This window comes from Yersinia proxima (assembly GCF_902170785.1).
Lineage (GTDB): Bacteria > Pseudomonadota > Gammaproteobacteria > Enterobacterales > Enterobacteriaceae > Yersinia > Yersinia proxima.
This window is the reverse complement of record NZ_CABHYG010000017.1, coordinates 14,682-41,311: the sequence shown is the minus strand read 5'-3', so window position 1 is coordinate 41,311 and position 26,630 is coordinate 14,682. Positions and strand designations below refer to the sequence as shown.

Sequence of the window (26,630 nt, the reverse complement as noted above, 5' to 3'; positions counted from 1 at the left end):
TCTACATACAATCATTTGAAAGAAAAGAATAGTGACTCATGAGTGTGAAATCCCTGACCTGCAAAACCTTGCCTTATCAGCCTGATGCCCTGCTCCAGCAATTTGCCCCACTCGCTCATCAAGCCTGGGCCATGTTGTTGCATTCCGGATTTGCTGAACATACCCATAACCGCTTTGATATTCTGGTCGCCGATCCGCGAGTTACCCTCACCACGCGCGGCGAGCAAACAGAGATAATCAGTGCGCAAGGCCAGGAATTCTCCTGTGAAGACCCTTTTTCTTTATTACAGCAACAGTTGGAGCAATTTCTCCGCCCAATATCCCCCCACCCTGACCTGCCGTTTTTAGGCGGAGCATTAGGGCTATTTGGTTATGATTTAGGGCGGCGGGTTGAGACATTACCGGTGCTGGCCGAGCAAGATATCACCTTGCCGGATATGGCTGTCGGCCTGTACGACTGGGCATTAATTGCCGATCACCATTTGCAGAAATTGACACTGGTGTGCCACGGCGATGCAGAACAGCGCCTGCGTTGGTTACAGCAACAAAAATGTGCAGAAGCCACTCACCCATTTAAATTAACCAGCCAGTGGCAGGCCAACATGTCGCGAGAACAATATGGCGAAAAATTCCGTCAAATTCAGGAATATCTGCACAGCGGTGACTGTTATCAAATTAATTTGGCCCAGAGATTCAGTGCAGAATATCAAGGTGATGAATGGCAAGCATTTCTATCATTAAACCGCAGCAATAGAGCACCTTTTTCTGCCTTTATTCGTTTGCCCCACAACACCATTCTGAGTGTATCGCCGGAACGCTTTTTATGGCTGGAAAATAATCACATTCAAACTCGCCCTATCAAAGGCACTTTGCCGCGACTCAATGACCCAGAGCAGGATAGTTTGCAAGCACAGCGGTTAGCCAATTCGCCGAAAGATCGCGCTGAAAACCTGATGATAGTGGATCTGCTACGCAATGATATTGGCCGGGTCGCGCAGCCGGGAACCGTGCGCGTACCGGAGTTATTTGTTGTCGAACCTTTTCCAGCAGTACATCATCTGGTCAGTACCATTACCGCGACCCTGCCCGCTGAATCGACACCAACTGCATTATTGCGAGCCTGCTTCCCCGGAGGCTCGATAACTGGCGCACCAAAAATTCGCGCCATGGAAATCATCGAGCAACTGGAACCCCAACGTCGCAATGCCTATTGTGGCAACATTGGCTATATTAGTTGCTGCGGCACAATGGACACCAACATCACCATTCGCACTCTACTGACTGAAAACGGCAAGATATATTGCTCCGCTGGCGGTGGTATTGTGGCCGACAGTCAAGAACAGGCTGAATATCAGGAAACATTTGATAAAATTGCCCGAATATTGCCATTACTGGAACATGATGAATAAGTGAGCAATTCTGTGAGTGAGCTATTTGCGAGTCAATCAGGGCAAACATTGTCTGAATTTATCAGCCGATTTCAACTGCAACAGCCGCAACCTGGCAGTTTTTCTGCCAACAGCCACCACGCCGCAGTATTAATTCCTATTATTTGTCGACCAGAGCCTACATTACTACTGACCCGACGCTCAGATCATTTACGCAAACATGCCGGTCAGGTTGCCTTCCCCGGCGGCAAGGCAGATCCACAAGATAGTTCACTGATTGAAACCGCGTTGCGGGAAGCCGAGGAAGAAGTGGCGATCCCCAGCGACGCTGTACATGTATTAGGCCAACTGGCTCCACTCGACAGTTCCAGTGGTTTTCAGGTCACCCCGATTGTCGGCCTGGTTCCCGACAATATTACCTTTCATGGTAATGAAGAAGAGGTCGCCGGGCTGTTTGAAATTCCATTGTACGAAGCACTTAGGCTATCACGTTACTATTGGCTGGATATTCATCGCGGAGGAGTCAATCACCGGGTTTATCTTTCATGGTATGAGAGCCAATTTATCTGGGGTTTGACGGCGGCCATCATTCGCCGTCTGGCGCAACAGGTCAGTACTTAACGCTAAATCCATATAAATACAAAGGGTAATGAGTGATGCGCTTCACAGCCTTAAGGCTAAAAAAGCTGAATTACAGCATAAAGCGATCTCTATCACCCCACCACATCGATTTTTACTCTATTTTCCCCGCACATCCATTTTAAAAAAACTGTAAATTGCTCTGTCAGCGTTATGAAATAACTGTAAAATATCTTTCATCACTATAAACCACTAAAAATGTAAGGTTAAAACCCGATAGTGATAATCATAAATTGATAGCGAAATATCATTGTTGCGGTATCAAATTGATACCGCCAACACCAGTTTGGCCCAAATTAACAGGCTCTGTGATAGCAATACTCAATACGAAGTAACCTGCGGCTATCCACAGAGCTCTTATACTTAATACAAATATTCTTTGGTGAATCAATTTGCACCGGGAATAACAAAAGGCTTTGTTAAGGAGTTTTAGCGTGATTAGTGTTTTTGATATGTTCAAGATTGGCATCGGCCCATCCAGTTCTCACACTGTTGGACCAATGAAAGCCGGCAAAGAGTTTGTTGATTTGTTGGTGACTCAAGGGTTAATGCCATCAGTCACGCGTGTCGCCGTGGATGTTTACGGCTCACTGTCACTGACCGGGAAAGGTCACCACACCGATATCGCTATCATTATGGGGTTGGCTGGCAATATGCCAGATACCGTGGATATCGACAGCATCCCCGCTTTTATTCGTGATGTAGAATTACGCCAAAAACTGATGCTGGCCAATGGCTTACACGAAGTGGATTTCCCCCGCGAAGGTGGGATGGTCTTCCGTAGTGATAATCTGCCACTGCATGAAAATGGTATGCAGATCCACGCCTTTGCCGGTGATGAGAAAGTACTCAGCAAAACCTACTATTCCATCGGTGGTGGTTTTATCGTGGATGAAGAGCATTTCGGCAAAGCTGCGGTGAATGCCGTTAGTGTCCCTTACCCGTTCCATTCAGCTGAAGAAATCCTGGCTAACTGCGAGCAAACCGGCATGTCTATCTCCGGTATGGTGATGCAGAATGAGCTGGCGATGCACAGCAAAGAAGAGATTGAATCCTACTTCACAGCAATTTGGCAGACGATGCGTGCCTGTATTGATCGCGGTCTGAACACTGAAGGTGTTTTGCCTGGCCCACTACGAGTACCACGTCGTGCCTCAGCATTGCGCCGTCTGCTGGTTTCATCAGATAAACTTTCCCATGACCCAATGAATGTCATTGACTGGGTCAATATGTTCGCATTGGCGGTTAACGAAGAGAACGCCGCCGGTGGCCGTGTGGTGACGGCTCCAACGAACGGTGCTTGCGGTATCGTGCCCGCGGTTCTGGCTTATTACGACCACTTTATCGAGCCGGTAACCCCGGATATCTTTATCCGTTACTTCCTGTCATCTGGTGCTATTGGCATTCTGTACAAAATGAATGCCTCGATTTCTGGTGCTGAAGTGGGCTGTCAGGGTGAAGTAGGCGTGGCATGCTCAATGGCAGCGGCCGGTCTGGCTGAATTACTCGGTGCCAGCCCAGTTCAAGTATGTATCGCTGCTGAAATTGGTATGGAACACAATCTGGGCCTTACCTGTGATCCAGTTGCAGGTCAGGTGCAAGTGCCATGCATTGAACGTAATGCGATAGCCTCAGTAAAAGCGATTAACTCCGCACGGATGGCAATGCGCCGTACTAGCGAACCGCGAGTCTCTCTCGATAAAGTTATCGAAACCATGTTTGAAACCGGTAAAGATATGAATGCCAAATACCGCGAAACATCCCGTGGTGGCTTAGCCATTAAAGTGCAGTGCGATTAATGTCTTACCTTTCAGGTAAGACATGATCACCAAGGGGAGCAGCAGCTCCCCTTGTTTATTTAGGATATTGCGGTAAATCTTTTGCTTTTACTCTTCTGGCTCATTATTCAACTTGGTAATGCGCACGAGTTCAATGCGGTAATCTGATACTTCCATAATCTCGAAGCGCAAATTGTGCAGTTCAATCACATCACCCGCAGTTGGCATATGGCCTGAATGTGAAAGCAGCATACCCGCTAATGAAGCATAGTCTGCCGTCGGGCTAACCAACTCCTGACAATCCAGCGCCTGCTCCAGAGAGTGCAAATCAGCCCCCCCTTTCACCAACCAACCATCACCATCGGCAATAATATCTGGTGTTTCATCTTCATCAGGGAACTCACCGGCAATGGCTTCCAGCACGTCGAGCGGAGTGACCAGCCCTTGCACCACACCAAATTCGTCATTCACCACCACTAAGCGGCCTTTCGCTTTACGCAAGACGCCCAACAGATTAATGACGTCCATGGTATCAGGGACAACTATTGGTGGTGTCGCCGCAGCGAACTCACAGATAGAGTCTCCGCGTTCAATCGCCACTAACAGATCTTTGGCACGAACCACACCGATTATCTGATCCAATGAGTCACGACAAACCGGGAACAAGCTGTGTGGCGTATCCAACAGTTGCTCGCGGATCTCCTCTTGTGAACGAGTACAATCCACCCAAGAGATTTCCGTGCGTGGCGTCATCACGCTGCGTAATGACCGGGATGCCAATGTCAGCACGCCGCTTATCATATAGCGCTCTTCTTCCGCAAAAGCCTCTGCTGGCATGGCCAACTGCGGGTCACCGTTTTGTGGTTCCTGCTGCTGACGGCCCCCCATAAGGCGGATGATAGCTTCGGCTGTGCGCTGGCGGCGTGGCAAGCGAGACTCATGCTTAATAAAGTTACGGCGGGCAATTTGGTTAAACAGCTCGATCAGGATAGAGAATCCGATGGCGGCATACAGGTAGCCTTTCGGAATATGGAAACCAAAACCTTCAGCAATTAAGCTCAAGCCAATCATCAGCAAGAAGCTCAGGCACAGCACCACAACCGTCGGGTGTGCGTTAACAAACCGCGTCAATGTTTTTGATGCCAACAGCATCACGCCCATGGCGATCACAACCGCAGTCATCATGATGGCCAAATCATTGACCATCCCCACGGCAGTAATCACCGCATCGAGGGAGAACACAGCATCCAATACCACTATCTGTGCAACAACGGCCCAGAAACTGGCATAACCTCGGCTCGCACTGTCATCGTGCTGGTTTCCCTCAAGCCGTTCATGTAACTCGGTGGTGGCTTTAAACAGCAGAAACAGCCCCCCCACCAGCAAAATCAGATCTCGCCCGGAGAAACTAAAACTGCCGACACTGAATAGCGGCGTGGTCAGTGTGACCATCCAGGAAATCACCGACAGCAAGCCCAAACGCATGATCAATGCGAGAGACAACCCGATAATACGAGCTTTATCTCTTTGTTTCGGCGGCAATTTGTCGGCCAGGATGGCGATAAATACCAGGTTATCGATACCCAGAACAATTTCCAGTACCACCAACGTCAATAACCCTGCCCAGATTGAGGGGTCCATTAGAAATTCCATGTAAGACTCCGATAATAAGAACATGATTTAGATGATGTGCGACCTGCAACAGACACAGCAAAACGCCGCGGTACGGTTGTCAGTATAGATACGCAGAAAGATCGGGTGAAATTATACGCAGCAACTGTGCGTGATTGGATAACCAGATTTAGACCCACTGGCTGGGTATTAACACTAGAGAAACAGTAACTTCGGTGACAGTCCATAGGGAGAGCTGAGGCCCTTAACTCCTGACAATTAATCGAGCCACTAACTTTATCAGGAATTTTTTTATCAGCATAGCCAGATTTATTACCGAGCCCACGATTAACTAAAATCTCATAAAATTACGGCGTATCAGCAAACCCTGCGCTTATTTTTATGGCTAAAATTTGTCCCAAGCCCAAAACGAGTTATCCGTCAAAGTTCACACCGATTGCACAAAACTTACACACAACAATCATATTATGATGAATATGTTACCGGCAGACCCATCAATATTACTCATATAACTGTCGAATAATTATCCAAGTAAGCGAAATCACTCATAACATGTCCTAATAAATGAGCGATATCACATAATTTATTTTTTCACTGACTAAAATAAATCACATCCAACACATTGCGATATGTACCTGAATCGATTCATTGGTGTTGCGAATAAATCATCAGCAGTGCGCTGATATTGTGACTATCATAATAGATTCAATATGTACCGAAATGTGATTGGGAATTACTGGTTTTATGTTACGTGCGAGAACTCAATTCTGAGTTAACTGAGGGGGTAGCGAGTGAGTATAGCTATTATCATTGGCACACATGGGGTTGCGGCAGAACAACTGCTAAAAACCACCGAAATGCTTATAGGCGAACAAGAAAATGTCGCCTATATCGATTTCGTCCCAGGTGAGAATGCCGACACGTTAGTTGAGAAATACACAGCTAAACTGGAAGGGTTGGATACCAGTGCAGGAGTGATCTTCCTGGTTGATACCTGGGGTGGTAGCCCGTTTAACGCTGCCAGCCGGATTGTTACTGACAAAGAAAATTACGAAGTCATCGCTGGCGTTAACATTCCAATGCTGGTGGAAACCTTTATGGCCCGTGATGATAACCCATCATTTGGCGAACTGGTTGGCATTGCATTGGAAACCGGTCGTGCGGGTGTTAAGGCTCTTAAAACATCTCAAGCCGAACCCGAAGCAAAACCCGCTGCAGTTGTACGAAAAGCTGCCGCGGCTCCTGCCGTCGCTTTAGGTCCAAACGATCACATGAAGATCGGGCTGGCGCGCATTGATGACCGTCTGATTCATGGTCAGGTCGCAACTCGCTGGACCAAAGAAACAAACGTAAATCGTATTATTGTGGTCAGTGACGAAGTCGCTGCTGACAAAATGCGTAGCACCTTGCTCAAACAAGTTGCTCCTCCAGGCGTAACTGCACACGTGGTTGATGTTGATAAAGCTATCCGTGTATACAACAACCCGCAATATGCTAAAGACCGGGTCATGTTGTTATTTACCAACCCAACCGATGTAGTGCGTGTGGTTGAGGGGGGAGTAGATATTAAGTCAGTCAATATTGGTGGTATGGCATTCCGTCAGGGAAAAACCCAGGTGAACAATGCTGTTTCCGTTGATGAAAAAGATATTGAAGCATTCAATAAATTGAATGCTCGCGGTATTGAACTGGAAGTTCGTAAAGTTTCTTCGGATAGCCGGCTCAAAATGATGGACTTGATTAGCAAACTTAATAAATAGCGTTACTAAAAACTACGTAGCAAGGTTATGCCCTGTTCTGTTTTGGAACTCGGTTATTTTTACTCAGCTTTTTTGGTCATAGGAGAAGTACAATGGAGATCACAACTCTTCAGATTGTGCTGATATTTATAGTTGCCTGTATCGCCGGGATGGGTTCCATTCTGGATGAATTCCAATTTCACCGCCCTCTGGTGGCCTGTACCTTGGTAGGTATGGTTCTGGGTGATATGAAAACCGGCATTATCGTCGGTGGTACTTTGGAGATGATCGCACTTGGCTGGATGAACATCGGGGCCGCAGTGGCACCTGATGCTGCTCTGGCATCGATTATTTCAACCATCCTGGTTATTGCTGGCGGCCAAAGTATCGGTGCCGGTATCGCTCTGGCGATCCCGTTGGCAGCAGCTGGTCAGGTGTTAACCATTATCGTACGTACCATTACTGTTGCCTTCCAGCACGCCGCTGATGGTGCAGCAGAACGCGGCAGTCTGCGAGCAATTACCTGGATTCATATCTCCGCGTTGTTCTTGCAAGCGATGCGTATCGCCATCCCGGCACTGATCGTTGCCCTGTCCGTCGGAACATCTGAAGTTCAGATGATGCTCAGCTCAATTCCTGAAGTGGTTACCAATGGCCTGAATATCGCCGGTGGTATGATCGTTGTTGTCGGTTACGCCATGGTTATCAACATGATGCGTGCTGGCTACCTGATGCCATTCTTCTATTTAGGTTTCGTGACTGCCGCATTTACCAACTTCAACCTGGTGGCCTTGGGTGTTATTGGTGTGGTTATGGCCGTGCTTTATATCCAGCTTAGCCCGAAATACAACAAGTCTCAGGTTGTACAGGCAGGCCCGGCCAATAACGATCTTGATAACGAATTAGACTAGGAAAAGGTGAGAGAAATGGTTGATACAACGACTGTTGATAAAACAACTACTGGTGAAAAGAAACTCACGCCCGCCGATATCCGCGGTGTGTTTATCCGCTCTAACCTCTTCCAAGGGTCGTGGAACTTCGAACGTATGCAGGCGCTGGGTTTCTGCTTCTCAATGGTCCCGGCAATTCGTCGCCTGTATCCTGAGAACTCGGAAGAGCGTAAGCAGGCAATCAAACGTCATTTGGAATTCTTCAACACCCAACCTTTCGTTGCTGCCCCGATTCTGGGCGTAACACTGGCGATGGAAGAGCAGAAAGCCAATGGCGCAGCGATTGACGATGCTGCAATTAACGGTATCAAAGTCGGTCTGATGGGGCCTCTGGCCGGTGTCGGTGACCCCATATTCTGGGGTACTGTGCGCCCGGTATTTGCTGCCCTCGGTGCCGGTATTGCGATGAGCGGTAGTTTGCTCGGCCCGCTGCTGTTCTTTGTGCTGTTTAACGTGGTTCGTCTGTTAACCCGTTATTACGGTGTGGCTTACGGCTATAAAAAAGGTGTCGATATCGTCAGCGATATGGGCGGCGGCTTCCTACAAAAACTGACGGAAGGGGCGTCTATCCTCGGCCTGTTTGTCATGGGGGCCTTGGTTAACAAGTGGACACACGTCAACATACCGGTGGTAGTGTCCAGAGTCACCAACCAGGCAGGCGAGACTACTGTTACCACGGTGCAAACCATTCTGGATCAGTTGATGCCAGGTTTAGTACCGTTGCTGTTAACCTTCGGTTGTATGTGGCTGTTACGCCGTAAAGTTAACGCGCTGTGGATTATTATGGGCTTCTTCGCTATCGGTATCTTCGGCTACTGGATTGGCTTCCTGGCACCATAATTTTCTGGTTAGATTTGGCAAAACCGGGGGGATACTCCCGGTTTTTTATTTAGGATAGATACCAATACCCAATAGATTTCAAAGTGCAGGAAGGCGGCAAACAAGTGACAAATTGGTCGAAGACCGATTTGAACAGCATTTATGCTAGCCCGCAGGGTGAGTCTCGAAGAGGCTCATTAATCCCGATGAGCTTACACAGGTAAGTGATTCGGGTGAGCGAGAGCAGCCAACACATCTGCAATTTGAAAGATGAAGGGTATTTAGGAGTAAGTGCATGTCGGTTACGGATATTGTCTTAATTGTTTTTATTGCCCTGTTACTGGCTTATGCCATCTATGATGAATTCATCATGAACATGATGAAAGGAAAAACCCGGCTGCAAATCCACCTTAAGCGCAGAAATAAAATCGACAGTGCCATCTTTGTCGGGCTGATAGCTATTCTTATTTACAATAACGTCATGGCAAATGGCGCCCCCTTAACCACTTATTTATTAGTGGGTTTAGCATTAATTGCGTTCTATCTCTCTTATATTCGCTGGCCAAAGTTGTTGTTTAAAAATACAGGTTTCTTCTACGCGAATGCTTTTATTGAATATCACCGAATAAAAAGTATGAATTTATCTGAAGATGGGATCCTGGTGATTGATTTAGAGCAGCGCAGATTACTTATTCAGGTCCGGCAATTAGATGACTTAGAAAAGATTTATAATTTTTTCGTTGAAAATCAATCATAAAGTCAAATTCAGGGAAATGAATCTATTGATAGTTCAGTTAATTGATTAATTTCCCGACACCTTCTCTTGCCTCTCCCCTGCTTATTTCCACACCATTATTGATGCTTATATGGACTGTTTATCATTAAAACTCTAGTAATGAAAATCATTATCAATAGCATTGGTTCGCCATATTATTTTTGGGGTTGTCGTTCCTGGAATTTATATGTTAAGGTTGCGCCGTTCATGGGGAGTAGCCGGTTTCTATTCGTTATATTGAATTGATATATCGATATACAGAGACGCTCGTATCAACATACTCGTTTCATTTATTGGAACGTGGTGCGGGCAGCCAGGTAAGGTTGGCGAGACCATAGACACGTAGCTCCGTCGTTAGGTTGGGGGTGGGTTACGTGTATATGGAGCCGCCCGGCCGAGACTATTGCTATGAATCTATCTGCAACATTAGTGCTTGCTTTTGCTATGTCTATGGATGCCTTTGCTGCATCTATTGGTAAAGGTGCCAGCCTACATAAACCCCGTTTTAGAGAAGCTATTCGCACCGGTCTTATCTTTGGTGTGATAGAAGCTATTACCCCATTAATTGGTTGGTGCATTGGCCTATTCGCCAGTCAATATATTCTGGAATGGGACCACTGGATTGCTTTCAGCCTGCTGTTCATTCTGGGTTGCCGCATGATTTTTGAAGGCGCAAAACAGCAAGTCGAAGAAACCGAAAAAATGCGCAGCCACAGTTTTTGGGTTCTGGTGATGACAGCCATCGCCACCAGCCTTGATGCCATGGCAATTGGTGTTGGTTTGGCATTCCTGCAAGTGAACATTGTTCACACCGCAATGGCGATCGGGCTAGCCACCATGATTATGGCGACACTCGGGATGCTGATTGGCCGCTATATTGGCCCGCTTCTGGGTAAACGCGCTGAGATAATCGGGGGCATTGTGTTGATAGGTATCGGTTTTAATATCCTTTATGAGCACATCTATCGCCTCGCCTAATCCGATAACCCTATCGTTAGTGCTTTTATTCTCACCGTAAAATAAAGTGGGTAAGAAAAGCAAAAAGAAACCCCGCATTCGAGATGAATAGCGGGGTTTTTTATTCTATCAACTATCAGCAAATATCAATTCAGTATTAGAAATCCATTGAGACTGATAATTTCAGCGCTCGTGGGTCGCCCTGATAGATGTAAGTGCCAGAATCTTCAACCGACTCCCAGTAACGTTCGTTGGTTACGTTCTCAATATTCGCACGCCATGTCAGGCTGGTATCTTTCATTGGCATGGTATAACGCACCCCCAGATCCAGACGCGTCCAAGGTTTCAGTTTCAAGGTATTGGCTTCATTGGCATATTGGGAACCAGAGCGCACTACCGTACCGGTTGCGGTCAGGCCTTCAACCACTGGAATATCATATTCGCCGCCAAACACTAACTGGTAGTTGGCAACACCGACGGCATCATTACCATTATTGGCGCTGTCAGCCGCTTTGGTCAGTTTAGGGTCTAACCAAGTTGCACTCGCTAACAGACGGGTACCAAATACCGGCTCGCCAAATACATTCAGTTCAATACCGCGGTTGCGCTGTTCGCCATAGAAACCATAGACGTTAGTCGCTGGATCAACCATACCCGTTGGTCGGGTAATTTCAAACAGAGCCAACGTACCACCGTAGCGTTGGTTATCAAACTTCAGACCGATTTCATTCTGTTTTGAATGAATGATGCCCGGAATTTGGCCTGCGTTAACCACTGGCTTACCATTAAATTGATAAGGTGCAGACTTGCCTGGCCCCAGCGCTTCAATGTGGTTAGCATACAGGGAGACTTTCTCCCACGGCTTCACCATGATGCCGTATATAGGTGTCACTTTCATCGCATCCAGTGAACCGGCACTGTTTGGCACCCCACTGTCGAAGTTACGAATAGTGACTTCCTGCCGACGTACACCCAGCATCAATGACACTTTATCGTCCATCATTGACAAGGTATCAGACAATGAAAGACCAGAAGCACGAACCTGGCTATTTAACTGAGGATCCTGGCTGGTACTGCCCATTGTGGTTGGAGGGAAGCCAATTACGCCCGGATTATAGATATTGGTATCAACTGGATTCGACATATTCCAGGCTGATTTAGCCGTACGATAGTTAGCGGCGTAACCCAGATTGACTTTATGGGTGATTGGGCCTGTATCAAAGTGACCACGAATACCGCCCAGACCGGCAACAGAGTCAGCAACATACGGCACATACAGACGAGAAATAGTGGCATCGCCATTATTCGCACTGGTCAAAGTTGGTGAACCATACTGACCGGTTTCCTCGTTACGGCTGGCACCGACAGAGCCATAAATAGTCCAGTTCTGGCTAACATCATATTCACTACGCAGCATACCGAAGGTGGTTTCCATATCGGTATACACCCACGACTGCCCATAGTTCAGGGTTGAAGATGGCGGTTCAGGAATGACGGTTGCGCCGCCAATCGCCACATCAGTACGCATATGATGAACAGTCTGCTTCTGGTAGCCCACATCTAATGAGGTACGGGCACGATCACCACGGTAATCTAAACCGGTCGAAACTGCGGTCGTGCGCTCTTTCTGATCATGAATAGCTGACTCACCTTCACGGTGCAGGACATTCACTCGCACGCCGAACTGATCGTCATCACCATAACGGCGACCGACATCCAACGCCCCGCCCACTTGAGAAGCTGAACCATAATCCACCGTAACGCGCGTCAGCGGAGTATCACCGGCACGTTTAGGTTCGAGGTTAATCATCCCGCCCACACCACTACCACTGGGTGAAATACCGTTAATGAAGGCATTGGCGCCTTTAAACACTTCGACTCGCTCGACCATGCTGGTTGACACGATCTGACGCGGTAAAACACCGAACAGACCGCCAAATGAGATATCGTCGCCATCAAGGTTGTAGCCACGAATACGATAGTTCTGTGACGGGTTACCGTAACCGCGCACGTTTTGCACCGAAGCATCATTTTTTACGACATCAGCAATCGAGTTAGCTTGCTGGTCTTCAATCATTTTGGAGGTATAGCTAATGACGTTAAATGGCACGTTGCGCGCATCTTGCTGCCCAAGGAAGCCGATACGGCCACCATTCGCCACCTGACCGTCTAAATAGGTCGGAATTAAATCATTACCACCAGCACGGAAAGTTTCCTGCGTCCCGACAACGGTGATGGTGTCACTTTTTTTGCTGTCATCAGCTTTAGTGGTAGCCGCTGTCGCGCTGGTTTTTTTGGCGTTTTCAGCTGTGCTATCTGTGGCCGCAGCTGCCCATGAGGAAGCGGATAGCGTCCCTAGTGCGGCACCGATCATGACACACAACAGGCGCGGAGCCAGCCGTTTCTGATGCGCCCGAGAAGAAATAGTTTGATTCATCGTGTTGATGCCCCTGAATTTCACAAAATGATTACAAATGAGAATGCTTATTATAAGGATTCAGAATTATCCGGATAACATCTACTGATGCAAGCATTTCCGCACATTCAGGAGATTATTTTTCGTGTCGTAAATAAATTAGATGGGTTATGTAATAGACATGATCGCAGGCAGTAACCTTATTGCCTGAGGAGATGTAAAAGAAACTAAAGTAAAATTATTCTTAAAGTATATTTATAGAGCGCGAGATTAATTACGCACTTCCCATTTAAGTCATTTATTTATACATTTCACCGGCCAATTTACCCCTATTATTAATAAGGTGAACTATTATTACTTATCCATATTGATTCATCACCACCCTGCCAGAAGTCCTGTAAACAGTGACGTTTCCCCAATAAACAATCCTATAATTAGGCTTTTGAATTCTTTCATTTTATTACTGACAATAAAAATCTTATTACCTTATTTTCGATGTTAGCGATAAACTAGTACATCTCATTTATCGCGATAACAGATTTAAACCATCTGGGTTTAGTTCTGCGTAGCGACAGTTTACTGAATAAAAATTCAAGGAACACAGGAATGGCTTTGCATCCGGCATCATTTGACGATCACATTTTTCGGCTATTAATTGAAGCCGTAGATGACTACGCCATATATATCATTGATGCCCAAGGACATATCCTCACCTGGAACAATGGTGCCGAACGCAATACCGGCTATCACGCCGATGAAATCATTGGTCAATCTTTCGAGCTGTTTTACACCCCTGAAGATTTAGCCACCCAATTGCCCGCTAAAGGCCTGTTGCATGCCAACCAACTGGGGCATTATGAGAATCAGGGCTGGCGAGTTCGCAAAAATGGTAAGCGCTTCTGGGGTCATATCACCCTTAGCGCATTGCATGACTCAGACCATAATTTGCAGGGTTTTGTGCAAGTTACCCGTGATCTGACCGACAAATGGCAGCGAGAAAATGCTTTGCGCAAAAGTGAAGAGCAGTTTCGCCATCTGATCAGTGAAGTCGAAGATTACGCTATCTACATGATAGATACTCATGGACGTATTCTGACCTGGAATAAAGGCGGTGAGCGCAATGAAGGCTATACCTGTGACGAAATCATTGGCGAGCATTTCGCCCTGCTGTTCACACCAGAAGACATTTCCGCAGGTCTGCCAGAGAAATCACTGGCAAAAGCCATTGCCGAGGGTAATTTCCAGACCGAAGGCTGGCATGTGCGCAAAAATGGTATTCGTTACTGGGCCAGTGTGGCCATTAACCCCATGCATGATGACAGCGGGAAGTTGTTAGGATTTACCAAAATTGTTCGTGACCTGACTGAACGACGCCAGCGCGAAGAAGCCTTACGCATCAGCGAAGAACGTTTTCGTCTGATGGTCGATACCGTCGAAGATTATGCCATTTTAATGCTGGACCCCTGGGGCCGCGTCAATACCTGGAACCACGGCGCAGAGCGTAATATGGGCTATGCCAGCAATGAAATAATCGGCCAACATTTTGGCTGTTTCTTTTTACCGGAAGATATCGCCGCCGGGCTACCCGAGAAATTACTGAAAACCTCCGCTTCGGCCAGTCGGGTGGAACGTGAGGGCTGGCTGGTGCGTAAAGATATGACCCGCTATTGGGCTGTTACCGTGATTACCGTGGTGCATGACCACCATGGCAAACTGCTGGGTTATGCCAAAATAATCCGCGATATGAGCGAGCGAAAACAACGGGAAGATGCGCTGCGTGCCAGTGAAATAGCACGCTATGAAGAACGGGAGCAACTGCATCGGGTACTGTCATCCATTCAGGAGGGAATTATCTCTCTTGATACTGAAGGCCGAGTTGTATTAATGAATCCTAAAGCCGAAGAAATGACAGGCCGCAGTCAAAATGAATCTTGTGGCTTGCCCATTGAAGAAGTTTTTATCTTGTGGTCCCCGCTACAGGATAAAAATCAATTAGTTGCCATCAATCAGTGTCTGGCCGAAGGGCGTCATACCTTATTGCCCGAAGGCAGTCAGCTGTTATCCAGCCAGGGAGAGCGCCAGGAGATTCGTTGTTCCGCCTCACCGATTCGTGATCGTGACGATCTGCTTACCGGTGCTGTGGTGGTTTTCCAGGATGTCACGCGCGCGCGCCATGAGCAGCGAGAGTTACAGTATCAGGCCAATCATGACATGTTGACCGGCTTGATAAATCGACGGAGATTGGAAGAGCGCCTCAATCAAGCCATCAGCCAGTTAGGTCAGGATGAGCAGCATATCCTCTGTTATGTCGATTTAGATTACTTTAAGGATGTGAATGACAGCGCCGGCCACGAGGCTGGGGATATGGTGCTTCGAATGGTGGCGCAAACCATGCAACAAGCGGTGCGCGAAAATGACATTGTGGCGCGTTTAGGCGGTGATGAGTTCGCTATCGTGCTATTTAATTGTCAGAATAAACCCGCAACAGAAGTGTTAGAGAGAGTTGTCGCCGACATTGCCTCCATCCAATTCCATTGGCACGGTCAATCCTATTCATTTACCGCAAGCCTCGGAGCGGTATCATTGAACCGGCAAACAGAAACGGCAGCACAAGCTATGCGTCAGGCTGATATTGCCTGTTACGCGGCAAAACATGCTGGCCGCAACCGCTTATCACTTGCGCTCTAACTCGACCTCTCTTTTAGCAGGTGACCATGCTGTCACCTGCGCCCCTGATGACACAATTTATGCAAGGTTATTTTGACGACATGTACAGCAATTAGACCCCGGTCAAAATATCGACTTCAGCAGTATGATATATAAATATCATCACCTGATTAATTGGAAAAATAGCTATGCCGTACTTTACGGTCAGTATCGTTTTGCATAACGCCGTAGAAGGCGATTATGATTCTCTTAATAAGAAAATGATTGATGCCGGGTTTACTTGCCATATCGGTAGGGAGAAAGTCTATAAATTACCAGAGGGAGAGTTCAATTACGGCAGTGGCACATTAAATAAACAGGAAGTTGCTGATTTAGCGCTAAAAGTTGCAGAGAAAATACGATTTATCCCCTCGATTTTAGTGACTGAATCCGGAGGAAGAACCTGGCGGAATTTAGATCTAAAATAAACACCTCTATTATAAATATAACACACTTAAAATTTGACTTAAGTTAACGTCCAATCCTACACCAGGGATTATTCCACTATTTCATTAAGATAATAATATTTATCCCTCAGTGAAATTATGCGCTCGTCATTTATTTTGGCATCATTAAATAACGAGCAATTACTTATATTAGCTTCTCGTCACTACTTAGTGCGGCACTCTCAAGATCTTCTCTACGGCGATGAACCGCGATAACAAAATCGGTTTCGCAGGCAAAAGTCTGCCGGGCGGCGAGTTCTTGTCCGGTTTCAATGGAAGCCCGCCAGGCAAAAGGCGTCATTTGCAACAAATTAAAACCCTGCTTACCGGTTAACTTCATTTCGTAGGCCAGGGTTTCACTGCTAACCAGATCAAATCCAGCCAAATGCTCTGGTGTATCGTCGTGAAGTTGTACTTGAGCATAAATCAGGGCTTTTAACTGGTAGAGATGGCGCGGGCCAGGCGCAACAGTAACCACAATTCCACCGGGTTTTACGGTTCGGGCCAGCTCCGCTGCCTTGCAGGGAGCATAAATACGTAACACCGCATCAAGAGCTTGATTAGCAAAGGGTAATCTATGGCTGGATGCCACACAAAAGCTGACTTGAGGATAGCGTTTTGCTCCGTATCTGACGGCGACTTTGGCAACATCTAATCCGAAAATAGCCATCTGACGCTGCCGATTTAGCTGGTCGGCCACTGCGGCGGTGTAATAACCTTCGCCGCAACCGATATCCAACAACATAGCGGCATCCAGTGGTAGCGCCCTATCCAGAATCTCGCAAACTCGTTGCTGCAAGGGCTGATAATACCCGGCATCCAAAAAGGCACGCCGTGCCTGCATCATCTCTGGGCTATCCCCTGGTTGTTTCGACCCTTTATGCTGCACCGGCATTAAATTGACGTAACCCTCTTTGGCGCAATCAAACTGGTGGTTATTGCTGCAACGCCACTGTTGCGGGCTTTGCTGCAAGGCCTGATGACAAAGGGGGCACTGATAAGACATGGTTGAATCCCAGATAACTGATTAATAACCGCCAGAAATACCGGCAGACGCGGCGTTAGTCTAAAGAAGCGCAGATACTGTTGCAAGCCGCGGTTCCCTTTGTGAATCACCAAGATTAACTATGCCGAAGCATATTGGCGGGAATCGCATCAGGCTCCACATTCATGGTGCGCAAAATTTGCCCCATAATATCGCTAAATACCGGGGCCGAAACTGCGCCACCGTAGTATTTGCCCCCCTGAGGGTTGTTAATCACCACCACCAAAGCAAAACGAGGCTGACTAGCGGGAGCAACACCAGCGGTATACGCCACATATTTATCAATATACTGACCATTTGAGCCAATCTTCTTGGCCGTCCCGGTTTTCACCGCCACCCGATATCCCCGCACTGCGGCTTTCACCCCACCGCCTCCGGGCAACGCCACACTTTCCATCATATGCTCCACCTGGCGTACCAGCATTTCAGGGAACACTCGCTGGCCTAATACCGGCGGATCAACCTTGGTAATCGACAATGGCCGATAAATGCCGAAGCTGCCGATAGTGGCATAGACCCGAGCCAGTTGCAGCGGTGTCACCATCAAGCCATAACCAAAGGAGAAAGTTGCGCGGTCTAAATCACTCCAACGCTGCCGATGTGGCATTAACCCACTGCTTTCCCCTGTCAGCCCTAATTGTGTCGGCTTACCCAAACCAAACGCTGAGTAAGTCTGCATCAGGGCAGAAGCGGGCATCGCCAGCGCCAGTCGTGATACCCCAACATCACTGGATTTTTGCAGCACACCGGTCAGTGACAGAGCTGGATAAAGCGCCACATCTTTAATAAGGTGCCCACTCAATATATAGGGGTGAGTATCCAGTACCGCATCAGGCTTGACCAACTGACGCTGTAGAGCCGTCATGATCACCATCGGTTTCACTGTTGAGCCGGGTTCAAAAATATCGCTGATCGCCCGATTACGAAAATTCTCCTCAGGAGTGCCGACCCGATTATTGGGGTTAAAGGTGGGATAGTTGGCCATCGCCAAGACTTCGCCTGTGTTCACATCAATAACCACGGCAGAGCCGGAGTCTGCTTTATTGAACATGACGGCATTGGTCAATGCATGGGAGGCTTCCGTTTGTAGCCGCTCGTCAATGCTGAGTTGAACATTTTGCCCAGGATGACTGTCAGTCGAGGAGATATCTTCAACCACCCGACCGAAACGATCTTTACGTACCACCCGGCTGCCGGCGGTGCCGCTGAGGAGCGCATTAAAACTTTTTTCTACGCCCTCAATGCCCTGATCATCAATATTGGTGAAACCCACCAAATTCGCGGCGACATCCCCTGAAGGGTAGAAACGCCGTGATTCTTCTTTTATGGCAATACCCGGCAATTTCAGCCGCTGAATATATTCAGCAACATCAGGCTCCACCTGCCGGGCCAGATAGATAAAACGGGCGTTGGGATTTTGATGAATACGGCTGTTGAGTTGATCGAGGGGGATATTAAGTTCCTGAGCCAATGCCTGCCAGCGCTCTGAAACACCGACACCCCCTTTCTCCAATACCGTCGCAGGATCCGCCCAGATAGCCTCAACCGGCACACTCACCGCCAGAGGATGCCCATTTCTGTCGGTGATCATACCGCGCGTATTTGGTGTGGCGACCACGCGTACTGAGCGCATGTCTTCTTCTTTTACTAACGGATCAGGTTCAATAATTTGCAACCATGCGGCCCTGGCTATCAGCCCAAAAAATGAAAATAAAATACAGCTACATAGCAAGCTAAAACGCCAGCGGATAAAGTTGGAAGAATCATTTTTTGTTTTAGAAATCACAGAGTTCAATCCTGAATGGTCGCTTGAATGACAGCAGCCATTAAACCCTATTCATTGTATCAATGGGTGCCAAAACAGTGATACAAGATGCGTTATTTTGCAACAATTCACTAACGACGGTTTAAAAGAAAAGTTGACTGGTCAATAAGTTAAAAAACGGCTTACACTGGATAGCGTTCTTTTTCTTCCTTAGGTATGTCCTATGACTGACTTTTCACCACAACTCAGCCGAGTCACCGCTATTTGCCATGGTTTTGGCGATAAATCTGCCCTATTACCTGACTGCCTGCAGCCTTACCAGGCATCACAAGCCAATAAAAAACAGGTTCATGGCACTGTGATTGTCGATGTGACTGAACCCGGACAAGAGTGCGGCGAAGCCGATGGCCTCTATACCACTCAATCTGGCATTTTATTAACTGTCTTGACGGCGGATTGTCTGCCAGTGATTTTCAGCCAACGAGATGGGAAAGGTATTGCGGTGGTTCACGCCGGTTGGCGCGGTTTATTAGATGGCATTATCTTAAAAATGGTTGAACGCATAGCTTGCGACGACAACCCGGCTAATTGGGTGGCCGCTATCGGACCTGCCGCCCGCTCCTGCTGTTATGAGGTTAATGAAGAGTTGGTGAAACGGTTCGTTAACGAATTACCGCTGGCAAAAAATATTATTTCGCCCCGTTTTCGCCATCTTAACTTAGCAGCCATAGCTGAGCACCAGTTACGTGGTGCGGGCATTCATCAAATTGATAGGGTCGGTAGTTGTACTATCTGCACCATAATCCCAGATGATAAGGATAATGCTCAGCATCGTTTCAAATACACCAGTTTTCGCCGCACCAGCCAACAGCAAGCGATTGACCCAACCCATCCTGGTATTAAAGGCCGTAATCAGTATTCTGGCTTAATTATCTTACCTTAACGGATAGATTGAATCGGTGCAGTTCCTGATACAAAAAAACCCGCACAAAGGCGGGTTTTTAACAGCAAAAGAGCTGATTAGATTGCAGTAACGTTTACTGCAGACGGACCTTTCTGACCGTCTTGGATTTCGAACTCTACGTTCTGGCCTTCAGCCAGGGTTTTGAAGCCATTACCCTGGATTGCAGAGAAGTGTACGAACACATCTTTGCTGCCGTCAGCTGGAGTGATGAAACCGAAACCTTTAGACTCGTTGAACCACTTAACTTGACCTTTGATCTTTGCCATCTTGAGTATTTCCTTTGGATTGTTTAACTCGCCCGTAGGCGTTTACATAGACAAACTAGAGTCGTTACTGCTTGAGGCACTAAGATAAGGATCGGCAGAGAAGCGGTATTCAACGCTAACGTCTTTACTCAGAACTTCTTTACTGAAAATGCCACACATATACAGAACTGTACCTCGTTTTACCCATATGCGTTATCACATACTCTGTATTCGATGGCAAGCCATTTTTAATCAAGGGTGAACCTGTCGCACATATTTGAAACGGTTGCTCATAAAGAATGCGTAAATATGCAAAAATTTGTTGAAGGTCATCGTATTTTCTGCTCTATTTTTTTATACTGTACAATCCCGCTTTCTTACTGGTTTTTAACATTTAAGCTAACTCTTTTTATAATACTTCTTACGTAAATATCTCTTGGTCTCCATCTCGAACGGATCGCTGAAAGTCGCATTGGTATAAAATTTATTAGCATTAAATATATAATAATTGAATATATCCCATGCTCAGTTTCTCTAGTAATCCTCCTCCATCAGGAGGCTAAGATTTATCTATCCTTGAGACTAACCCCTTAGTTAACCTAAGATTATGTACAAAAAAATAGTCAATCTAAAAATTCAAAAAAATGATATTTCTCTATTCGAGAAATGGCGAAGCTGCGCTCTACAAAACAAGAAAAAAAAGAGCCATTTCCTCATCATGAAAAATCGTTCAGAATATTGAGCGCAACGATTAAATCATGACCTATTCAAAAACAAATTAATGTGTCATATAGATGCAATACGTTTTCTTCAGAAGAAGATAATGCACCATTGGAGTGCAATAACACTTTATTTATTGTGTATAAATATACTAAAAATTGCATCATTTTAGTCAGTTTAGGGCAATGTAAATGTCACTCATTTTGTCCGAAAATTGTGCGACAGGAAATAAAATAAGACATTTCTTGATGCTCTGTAATTAAATTTTCACTACTCTGGCGCGCAGTTTAAAACTCTATATTACTTTCTCGTTATAGATTCGTTTAAGTTTTAGGTTATATTCTTTCCCTCATTTAAATATGCAGTATTAGTTATTAATTTTGATAGGTTTAAAGATTATCTGGTGCAAGGAAATCTTATTTCACCTTATCAGCATCAGAGAGCTATACCATGAGTTATAAACATATTATTTCCGCATGTATTTTTAGTAGCCTATGGCTGGGCCAGGCTAACGTGGTTCAGGCAGAAGATAAATCACCACCGGCCAATACCTCTATCGGCCTACAAAACGAGCTGTCTGGCGATAATGACAATCTATGGCAACGCCTGATGCGTAATATCTCGCTCGCATGGGATTCGCCCAACCAAGAGTTGTATATCCCGCTGAATACATGGCACAACCGCTGGACCTATGATGATGACAAGATAGAATCATACAATGAGCGGCCTTGGGGTATCGGCTATGGTAAGTACCGCTATGATGAGAATAACAACTGGCACGCAGTATACGCGATGGCGTTTATGGACTCCCACAATGAAGTTGAGCCAATTATAGGTTATGGCTATCAAAAGATGTGGATCCCAGGGGAAATGGACGGCTGGCGTTTTGGGGTTGGCTTTACGGCAAGTATTACCGCACGTCATGAATACCATTACATTCCAATTCCATTACCATTGCCGCTTGTCTCTATTGAATATAATAGATTTGCGTTACAAACCACCTATATTCCCGGCACTTATAATAATGGTAATGTATTGTTTACCTGGATGCGTTGGCAATTTTAATTGAATATATTATTCAACACAATTAACCACAACTTTTAAATGGTTAAACGCTGTTATTAAGAACCGATCTCAATTGGCGTATATAACTTCGAAAAAGACGATAGCCTTTACCTATTATAGAGCTGGAATTATCTATCTTATTTATTGCTGATAATGTAAACGATGGCTTGTTTTTTAAGTAAAAAATAACCGGGCTTCGCAGTTGCTGCCCGGCTATTTCACTCCATATAACAATCTAATCAGACGGCACTGGAATCCTTCAACTTCGATTGGCTATTCTTACCTTTCCGGCGAGTCAGCATAAATCCGCACCACAATAGTGCAATCCATGCCGGCATCATCAACACTGAAATCTGAATCCCATCAGTAAAGTACATGATGACCAGAATCAGCATCAGGAATATCAGACACAGATAATTACCGTAGGGATACCAAAGTGCTTTAAAGCGTGGTTCTACACCTTCTCGTACTTTGGCGGCGCGGAATTTCAAGTGAGCCAAACAGATCATGACCCAATTAATGACCAATGTTGATACTACCAACGCCATCAATAATTCAAACGCCTTACCCGGCATGACATAGTTAATGACCACACCGGCCGAAGTTGCCAGGGCTGAAAGCGCAATTGATAAGATTGGCACTCCGCGCTTATTCACTTTGGTCAACACTTTAGGCGCGTTGCCCTGAGATGCCAGACCGAACAACATCCGGCTATTGCAGTACACGCCGCTGTTATAGACCGACAGTGCCGCAGTCAACACCACCACGTTCAAAATTGTAGCGACCAGATTGCTATCCAGTGCATGGAAAATCATGACAAAAGGACTGCCGCCTTCCACTACTTTGCCCCACGGATAAAGTGATAAAAGCACGGCCAAAGAGCCGATATAAAAAATAAGGATACGATAGACAACCTGATTGGTTGCTTTAGGAATACTGTGATGTGGATCTTCAGCTTCTGCGGCAGTGATGCCCACCATTTCTAGCCCGCCGAAAGAAAACATAATCACCGCCATCGCCATCACTAACCCGCTAAAGCCATGAGGCATAAAGCCGCCCTGCGCCCAGAGGTTAGTGACAGAAGCATTTGGCCCACCTGAGCCCGATGCCAACAGATACGCGCCAAATACAATCATACCGATAATGGCGGCAACCTTGATGATCGCGAACCAAAACTCAGTTTCACCATACATCCGCACATTAACAAGATTGATGGCATTAATCAGAACAAAGAATATAGCGGCTGACACCCAGGTTGGAATTTCTGGCCACCAATATTGAATATAAATACCTACGGCGGTCAATTCGGCCATTCCGACCAAAATAAACATTGCCCAGTAGTTCCAACCAGACAAAAATCCGGCGAAATCGCCCCAATATTTGTAGGCGAAGTGACTGAATGAACCGGCAACAGGTTCCTCAACAACCATTTCACCTAGCTGACGCATAATGAGAAATGCAATAAAACCGCCGATGGCATAACCCAATATCACTGAGGGGCCAGCCATTTTAATGGTTTGTGCTATCCCCAGAAATAACCCGGTGCCGATAGCTCCACCCAGAGCAATCAACTGAATATGGCGATTTTTTAAACCGCGTTTTAATGTTGAATCCTGCAACTGCTGTTCCATCCTATCCTCTGCCGCACTGTCACACACTCGCGTGGTAAAAAGTGCCTTTCGTAAATGAATCTGCGGCGGTTTTTTAACACTTAAACCTGATTGCGGCAAGGATTAAGGTCATTCATGGCTGACAGGATGAAAAACAATCGGCTAGCACTATATATGCCGGTTGTTTTATTAACTGAGGCTCTGGATATCCCTCAAAGATGTAACGCAGATATACCACATAATTTACTCAAATTTCGTGCGCCAATCATTAATGTAGCCACATAGGACTGACGCCGGGTGACAACCTCAACTGCAACTCGATTATTCTTGTAGCGGATAAGATAAGTTGATGGCCAGCCCTGACGCCGTTCGCCGTAGGATTTTTGATGGTGGTCAATTGCGGCATGAGCAATAACTAAGTGTGACAAATTTGAATCACCTTTAATAATACGTTTCATCATCAGCTCCACGAAAGCAATCAAAAAACGCCTTACCGTTTGTCATTCCCGCGATCCGAGCTGCACGGGACATTCACTATTACTGAGAATGACTGGGGGGATTATCACACTTCCTGACTGAGCAAATAACAGATCATCGCCGCGCGCAGTGGGCTTTGGCTATAGGCTTGCCATTCTCCTTGCGGATTGGTAATTCTGGCATTCCACTGATTATTATCATTAATTTCTGGGGAATAGAGACCAATTTTGTTGGCATAGATGATAGGCCATGCATCGGAAGGGTTCTTACAGTAATCTTTGCCTTTAATGCCGCCATACGGATACCACTTGTCTGGATCCTCACCGCTCAGTAACGCAATGCTTCTGTTCACTTCGCTGTCACTTTCTTCATACCATTTAATCATCCGAATCACCATTCACCTATAAAGTTCAGGCTACATTACGGTGAAATTAAGACAAATTTATGACAAGAAACGTGTTTGTTTTGGCTCAACTAAAGAGTGGACTGGCGTCAGGACGTCAAACCGAACATAGAGAATAATGAGAGAAAAAGAAGGGATGACATGTAGGCATGGGAATCACTCTGACACTGCCAACCCGCAGTGCCAGAGTCGGTAAGTTTATCTCTCTGGAATAACGCCTTTGAAATCAAGCGAAGAAACGATATCACTGTCACTTTGAAAGTCACTGGCACCTGTTGCATTAGCCAGTAATGCTTTGAGTAATTCTGTTTGCTGTTTCTGTTGTTCGACGATGTCTTGTAACAAGCGAATTTGTTCGTTTGCTCGCACGCTGGCACGGCTCAAAAAGAACCAAACTATCAAGAAAAAAATGACGGTAAACAGCGAAAAAGCGATTGGGACAATACCCATTGTGCCCATATTTGTATCCAACATTGACTACCCTATTACATACGTGACGAAGGCACTATCTTATCACTCTCCTCGTCGCAAAGGTTAATCCGAGCAATCTATTAATATTTAATAACAATAACTGCAAGTAATAGTTTATATTGGTTATTATATATATAAGGGATGAGCTATCCTTACCATGGAATAATCGAAGTAATAGCGCAAATGCCAGTAGAAAAAGTTCCCCCTTGGTCACAGTAGCTATCAAGGGCTAACAGGTAAAACAAGCAACAAACGGCGATAATCCCTACCGTTGCGACAAGTTTTTTAATGTTCAAATCAGATACCTTATTCAACATTTTTTTTTAATTATACTTTACTAAACATCAACCTTTTATAGCCAAGATGTAATTACTCATGTTTACCATTACGTTAGTATCCCATTTTAGTGTCTATCTTGCCATTTCGTTCTATAAATCAATAGTGTTTAGGATTTTTACTATTAATCATCTCATTATTACAAGTTAAACTGTTAAACATATCTATTATATAATAAGTAAAACTAATTACAGAGAGTAACAATATGAGTTTATTCAGACTTCTCTTGGTAGTGGCAATCATATACTTAGGCTTACTCTTTTCAGGCTATGGCGTGCTGATTGGCAGCGAGAAGAATGCTGCCGGCATCGGTTTACAATGCAAGTATCTGACAGCCAGAGGCATTTCAACCGCTCAATTTATAAACGGGGAGAATGGTATTATTGGTGTCAGTAACTGTCCGCTAGTAAAAAAGATTGGTAATAATGTCTTTGAATAATCCATAGCAGTGAGCATTTATCCGCAGTTTGTCCAGCTCACGGGTTTTGGTCTGTGCCCAAGCTACAGACCAAAACACAACTGATAGTGCGTTACTTCTGCGTGAACTTCATATCAATCAATGCAATGGCTTTCTCAATTGCACGCTTAGTTACTGGGTCAGTTCCCGCGGGATGTGAAGATAAATCAATAGCTTTGAGTTGATGAGACATTTTATCCCGTACTTCAGTTGGGGCAATAATATCAATCACATCAAGAATTTGTTTGATAACCAATTGGCAGGCAACCAGATCGGAGACCAATTCCTGGTCATTAGTGAACATTTCGGACATGGATAATTCCTTCACAATAATATTGTGCAAGGATATCACGCTCACAGATATATTTCTTTAGCCTGCCATGTTCGCGATTCTATCAATGCGTCTGCGGAGAATTATCGGCATAAAAAAACCAGGTTTGATAGCTATCAATCACCTGGTTCGGAAGAGAAGTCATTACATATCGATTGATCACAATATTTCTAGTCTCACAGTTTGTCACCTCCTGCGCTTTTACCTTTATGCAGAACCATTACTGGCATCTTTAGAAAGACGGTTACACCCACAACCGCTATCAGAGTCATAATCACTGTTATCAACATGCGATCACCTCATCATTTTTAATTTCTATTTTTCCAGACTCAACCTTTTATCCTCGGGGTCTTCCCCTTTCAGATGACACTACCCTTTTACTATGGCACCAGAAAGCTCTTTTGCAAACACGTCTTGGAAAGAGTTCATGATATATTTGCTACAATCAAAACCAATTTGGTGTTTTGTGTTGTTAGATTCAACTTGTGTATACTGC

At 45.8% G+C, this 26,630-nt stretch carries 25 protein-coding genes; 13 read left to right on the top strand and 12 right to left on the bottom strand.

Annotated features, from left to right (window positions below; translation table 11 throughout):
* Nucleotides 1–38: 38 nt before the first annotated feature.
* The 3 genes from pabB (at nt 39) to sdaA (ending at nt 3,826) form a co-directional block, all read left to right on the top strand.
* The gene (gene pabB, locus FTB31_RS16285; protein WP_050077472.1) at nt 39–1,409 is read left to right on the top strand and encodes an aminodeoxychorismate synthase component 1; all 1,371 of its coding nucleotides are present in this window, start codon (nt 39–41) and stop codon (nt 1,407–1,409) included.
* Entirely contained in the window at nt 1,410–2,009 is a 600-nt protein-coding gene (locus tag FTB31_RS16280) for a CoA pyrophosphatase (protein ID WP_400189513.1), read from the top strand.
* 452 nt (nt 2,010–2,461) lie between these two features.
* On the top strand, nt 2,462–3,826 hold the full coding sequence (gene sdaA / locus FTB31_RS16275; RefSeq protein WP_050077471.1) for an L-serine ammonia-lyase: 1,365 nt from the start codon (nt 2,462–2,464) through the stop codon (nt 3,824–3,826).
* An 87-nt stretch (nt 3,827–3,913) separates the two neighbouring features.
* Here sdaA and FTB31_RS16270 read toward each other — a convergent pair whose 3' ends face one another.
* A complete protein-coding gene (locus FTB31_RS16270) occupies nt 3,914–5,458 on the bottom strand; it encodes a TerC family protein (RefSeq protein ID WP_050077470.1) in 1,545 nt (514 codons plus the stop codon).
* A 770-nt stretch (nt 5,459–6,228) separates the two neighbouring features.
* On the opposite strand from FTB31_RS16270, the gene manX reads away from it, so the two are divergent.
* The 5 genes from manX to mntP all read left to right on the top strand — a co-directional run bounded on the left by manX (nt 6,229) and on the right by mntP (nt 10,698).
* Nucleotides 6,229–7,197 carry a PTS mannose transporter subunit IIAB gene (gene manX, locus FTB31_RS16265; protein WP_050077469.1) on the top strand — a complete coding sequence of 323 codons (969 nt, stop codon included), beginning with the start codon at nt 6,229–6,231 and terminating at the stop codon, nt 7,195–7,197.
* Nucleotides 7,198–7,289: 92 nt separating this feature from the next.
* Nucleotides 7,290–8,087, top strand: a complete 798-nt coding sequence (locus tag FTB31_RS16260) for a PTS mannose/fructose/sorbose transporter subunit IIC (protein ID WP_050077468.1) — start codon at nt 7,290–7,292, stop codon at nt 8,085–8,087.
* A gap of 15 nt (nt 8,088–8,102) precedes the next feature.
* On the top strand, nt 8,103–8,966 hold the full coding sequence (locus FTB31_RS16255) for a PTS mannose transporter subunit IID (RefSeq protein WP_050077467.1): 864 nt from the start codon (nt 8,103–8,105) through the stop codon (nt 8,964–8,966).
* A gap of 274 nt (nt 8,967–9,240) precedes the next feature.
* Complete coding sequence (locus FTB31_RS16250; protein WP_050077466.1) at nt 9,241–9,702, top strand: DUF986 family protein; 462 nt, start codon at nt 9,241–9,243, stop codon at nt 9,700–9,702.
* Between the two features lie 426 nt (nt 9,703–10,128).
* The gene (gene mntP, locus FTB31_RS16245; RefSeq protein WP_005170500.1) at nt 10,129–10,698 is read left to right on the top strand and encodes a manganese efflux pump MntP; all 570 of its coding nucleotides are present in this window, start codon (nt 10,129–10,131) and stop codon (nt 10,696–10,698) included.
* Nucleotides 10,699–10,834: 136 nt separating this feature from the next.
* Here mntP and FTB31_RS16240 read toward each other — a convergent pair whose 3' ends face one another.
* Nucleotides 10,835–13,114 carry a TonB-dependent receptor gene (locus tag FTB31_RS16240; RefSeq protein ID WP_139343697.1) on the bottom strand — a complete coding sequence of 760 codons (2,280 nt, stop codon included), beginning with the start codon at nt 13,112–13,114 and terminating at the stop codon, nt 10,835–10,837.
* A 585-nt stretch (nt 13,115–13,699) separates the two neighbouring features.
* Here FTB31_RS16240 and FTB31_RS16235 point away from each other — a divergent pair.
* A complete protein-coding gene (locus tag FTB31_RS16235) occupies nt 13,700–15,781 on the top strand; it encodes a PAS domain S-box protein (RefSeq protein ID WP_227731594.1) in 2,082 nt (693 codons plus the stop codon).
* 167 nt (nt 15,782–15,948) lie between these two features.
* Entirely contained in the window at nt 15,949–16,227 is a 279-nt protein-coding gene (locus FTB31_RS16230; RefSeq protein ID WP_227731593.1) for a hypothetical protein, read from the top strand.
* A gap of 163 nt (nt 16,228–16,390) precedes the next feature.
* On the opposite strand, the gene rlmA is transcribed toward FTB31_RS16230, so the two are convergent.
* A complete protein-coding gene (gene rlmA, locus FTB31_RS16225; RefSeq protein ID WP_227731592.1) occupies nt 16,391–17,251 on the bottom strand; it encodes a 23S rRNA (guanine(745)-N(1))-methyltransferase in 861 nt (286 codons plus the stop codon).
* A 115-nt stretch (nt 17,252–17,366) separates the two neighbouring features.
* The gene (ftsI, locus tag FTB31_RS16220; RefSeq protein ID WP_050077461.1) at nt 17,367–19,076 is read right to left on the bottom strand and encodes a peptidoglycan glycosyltransferase FtsI; all 1,710 of its coding nucleotides are present in this window, start codon (nt 19,074–19,076) and stop codon (nt 17,367–17,369) included.
* Between the two features lie 202 nt (nt 19,077–19,278).
* Between ftsI and pgeF the strand changes: the two genes are divergently transcribed.
* Nucleotides 19,279–19,998 carry a peptidoglycan editing factor PgeF gene (gene pgeF / locus FTB31_RS16215; protein WP_227731591.1) on the top strand — a complete coding sequence of 240 codons (720 nt, stop codon included), beginning with the start codon at nt 19,279–19,281 and terminating at the stop codon, nt 19,996–19,998.
* Nucleotides 19,999–20,075: 77 nt separating this feature from the next.
* Here pgeF and cspE read toward each other — a convergent pair whose 3' ends face one another.
* Together cspE and FTB31_RS16205 are read right to left on the bottom strand one after the other, a co-directional pair.
* Entirely contained in the window at nt 20,076–20,285 is a 210-nt protein-coding gene (gene cspE, locus FTB31_RS16210) for a transcription antiterminator/RNA stability regulator CspE (RefSeq protein ID WP_002221949.1), read from the bottom strand.
* Between the two features lie 42 nt (nt 20,286–20,327).
* Nucleotides 20,328–20,444: a DUF2627 domain-containing protein gene (locus FTB31_RS16205; protein WP_002211058.1), complete on the bottom strand. Its 117-nt coding sequence runs from the start codon at nt 20,442–20,444 to the stop codon at nt 20,328–20,330.
* A gap of 990 nt (nt 20,445–21,434) precedes the next feature.
* Between FTB31_RS16205 and pagP the strand changes: the two genes are divergently transcribed.
* Complete coding sequence (pagP, locus tag FTB31_RS16200; RefSeq protein ID WP_227719374.1) at nt 21,435–22,049, top strand: lipid IV(A) palmitoyltransferase PagP; 615 nt, start codon at nt 21,435–21,437, stop codon at nt 22,047–22,049.
* Nucleotides 22,050–22,288: 239 nt separating this feature from the next.
* On the opposite strand, the gene FTB31_RS16195 is transcribed toward pagP, so the two are convergent.
* From FTB31_RS16195 to FTB31_RS16175, 5 genes are all read right to left on the bottom strand, one after another.
* Nucleotides 22,289–23,680 carry an amino acid permease gene (locus FTB31_RS16195; protein WP_077173987.1) on the bottom strand — a complete coding sequence of 464 codons (1,392 nt, stop codon included), beginning with the start codon at nt 23,678–23,680 and terminating at the stop codon, nt 22,289–22,291.
* Between the two features lie 191 nt (nt 23,681–23,871).
* Complete coding sequence (locus tag FTB31_RS16190; protein ID WP_005163674.1) at nt 23,872–24,117, bottom strand: DUF4060 family protein; 246 nt, start codon at nt 24,115–24,117, stop codon at nt 23,872–23,874.
* Between the two features lie 104 nt (nt 24,118–24,221).
* A complete protein-coding gene (locus tag FTB31_RS16185) occupies nt 24,222–24,521 on the bottom strand; it encodes a phage protein NinX family protein (protein WP_005163675.1) in 300 nt (99 codons plus the stop codon).
* A gap of 216 nt (nt 24,522–24,737) precedes the next feature.
* Entirely contained in the window at nt 24,738–25,013 is a 276-nt protein-coding gene (locus tag FTB31_RS16180; RefSeq protein WP_050077456.1) for a YebO family protein, read from the bottom strand.
* Between the two features lie 149 nt (nt 25,014–25,162).
* Nucleotides 25,163–25,306 carry a PhoP/PhoQ regulator MgrB gene (locus FTB31_RS16175; protein ID WP_072081862.1) on the bottom strand — a complete coding sequence of 48 codons (144 nt, stop codon included), beginning with the start codon at nt 25,304–25,306 and terminating at the stop codon, nt 25,163–25,165.
* Between the two features lie 245 nt (nt 25,307–25,551).
* Here FTB31_RS16175 and FTB31_RS16170 point away from each other — a divergent pair, with 245 nt between their 5' ends.
* The gene (locus tag FTB31_RS16170; RefSeq protein WP_005163677.1) at nt 25,552–25,785 is read left to right on the top strand and encodes a YobH family protein; all 234 of its coding nucleotides are present in this window, start codon (nt 25,552–25,554) and stop codon (nt 25,783–25,785) included.
* A gap of 91 nt (nt 25,786–25,876) precedes the next feature.
* On the opposite strand, the gene FTB31_RS16165 is transcribed toward FTB31_RS16170, so the two are convergent.
* Nucleotides 25,877–26,116: a DUF2766 family protein gene (locus FTB31_RS16165; protein ID WP_050077455.1), complete on the bottom strand. Its 240-nt coding sequence runs from the start codon at nt 26,114–26,116 to the stop codon at nt 25,877–25,879.
* Nucleotides 26,117–26,630: the final 514 nt, after the last annotated feature.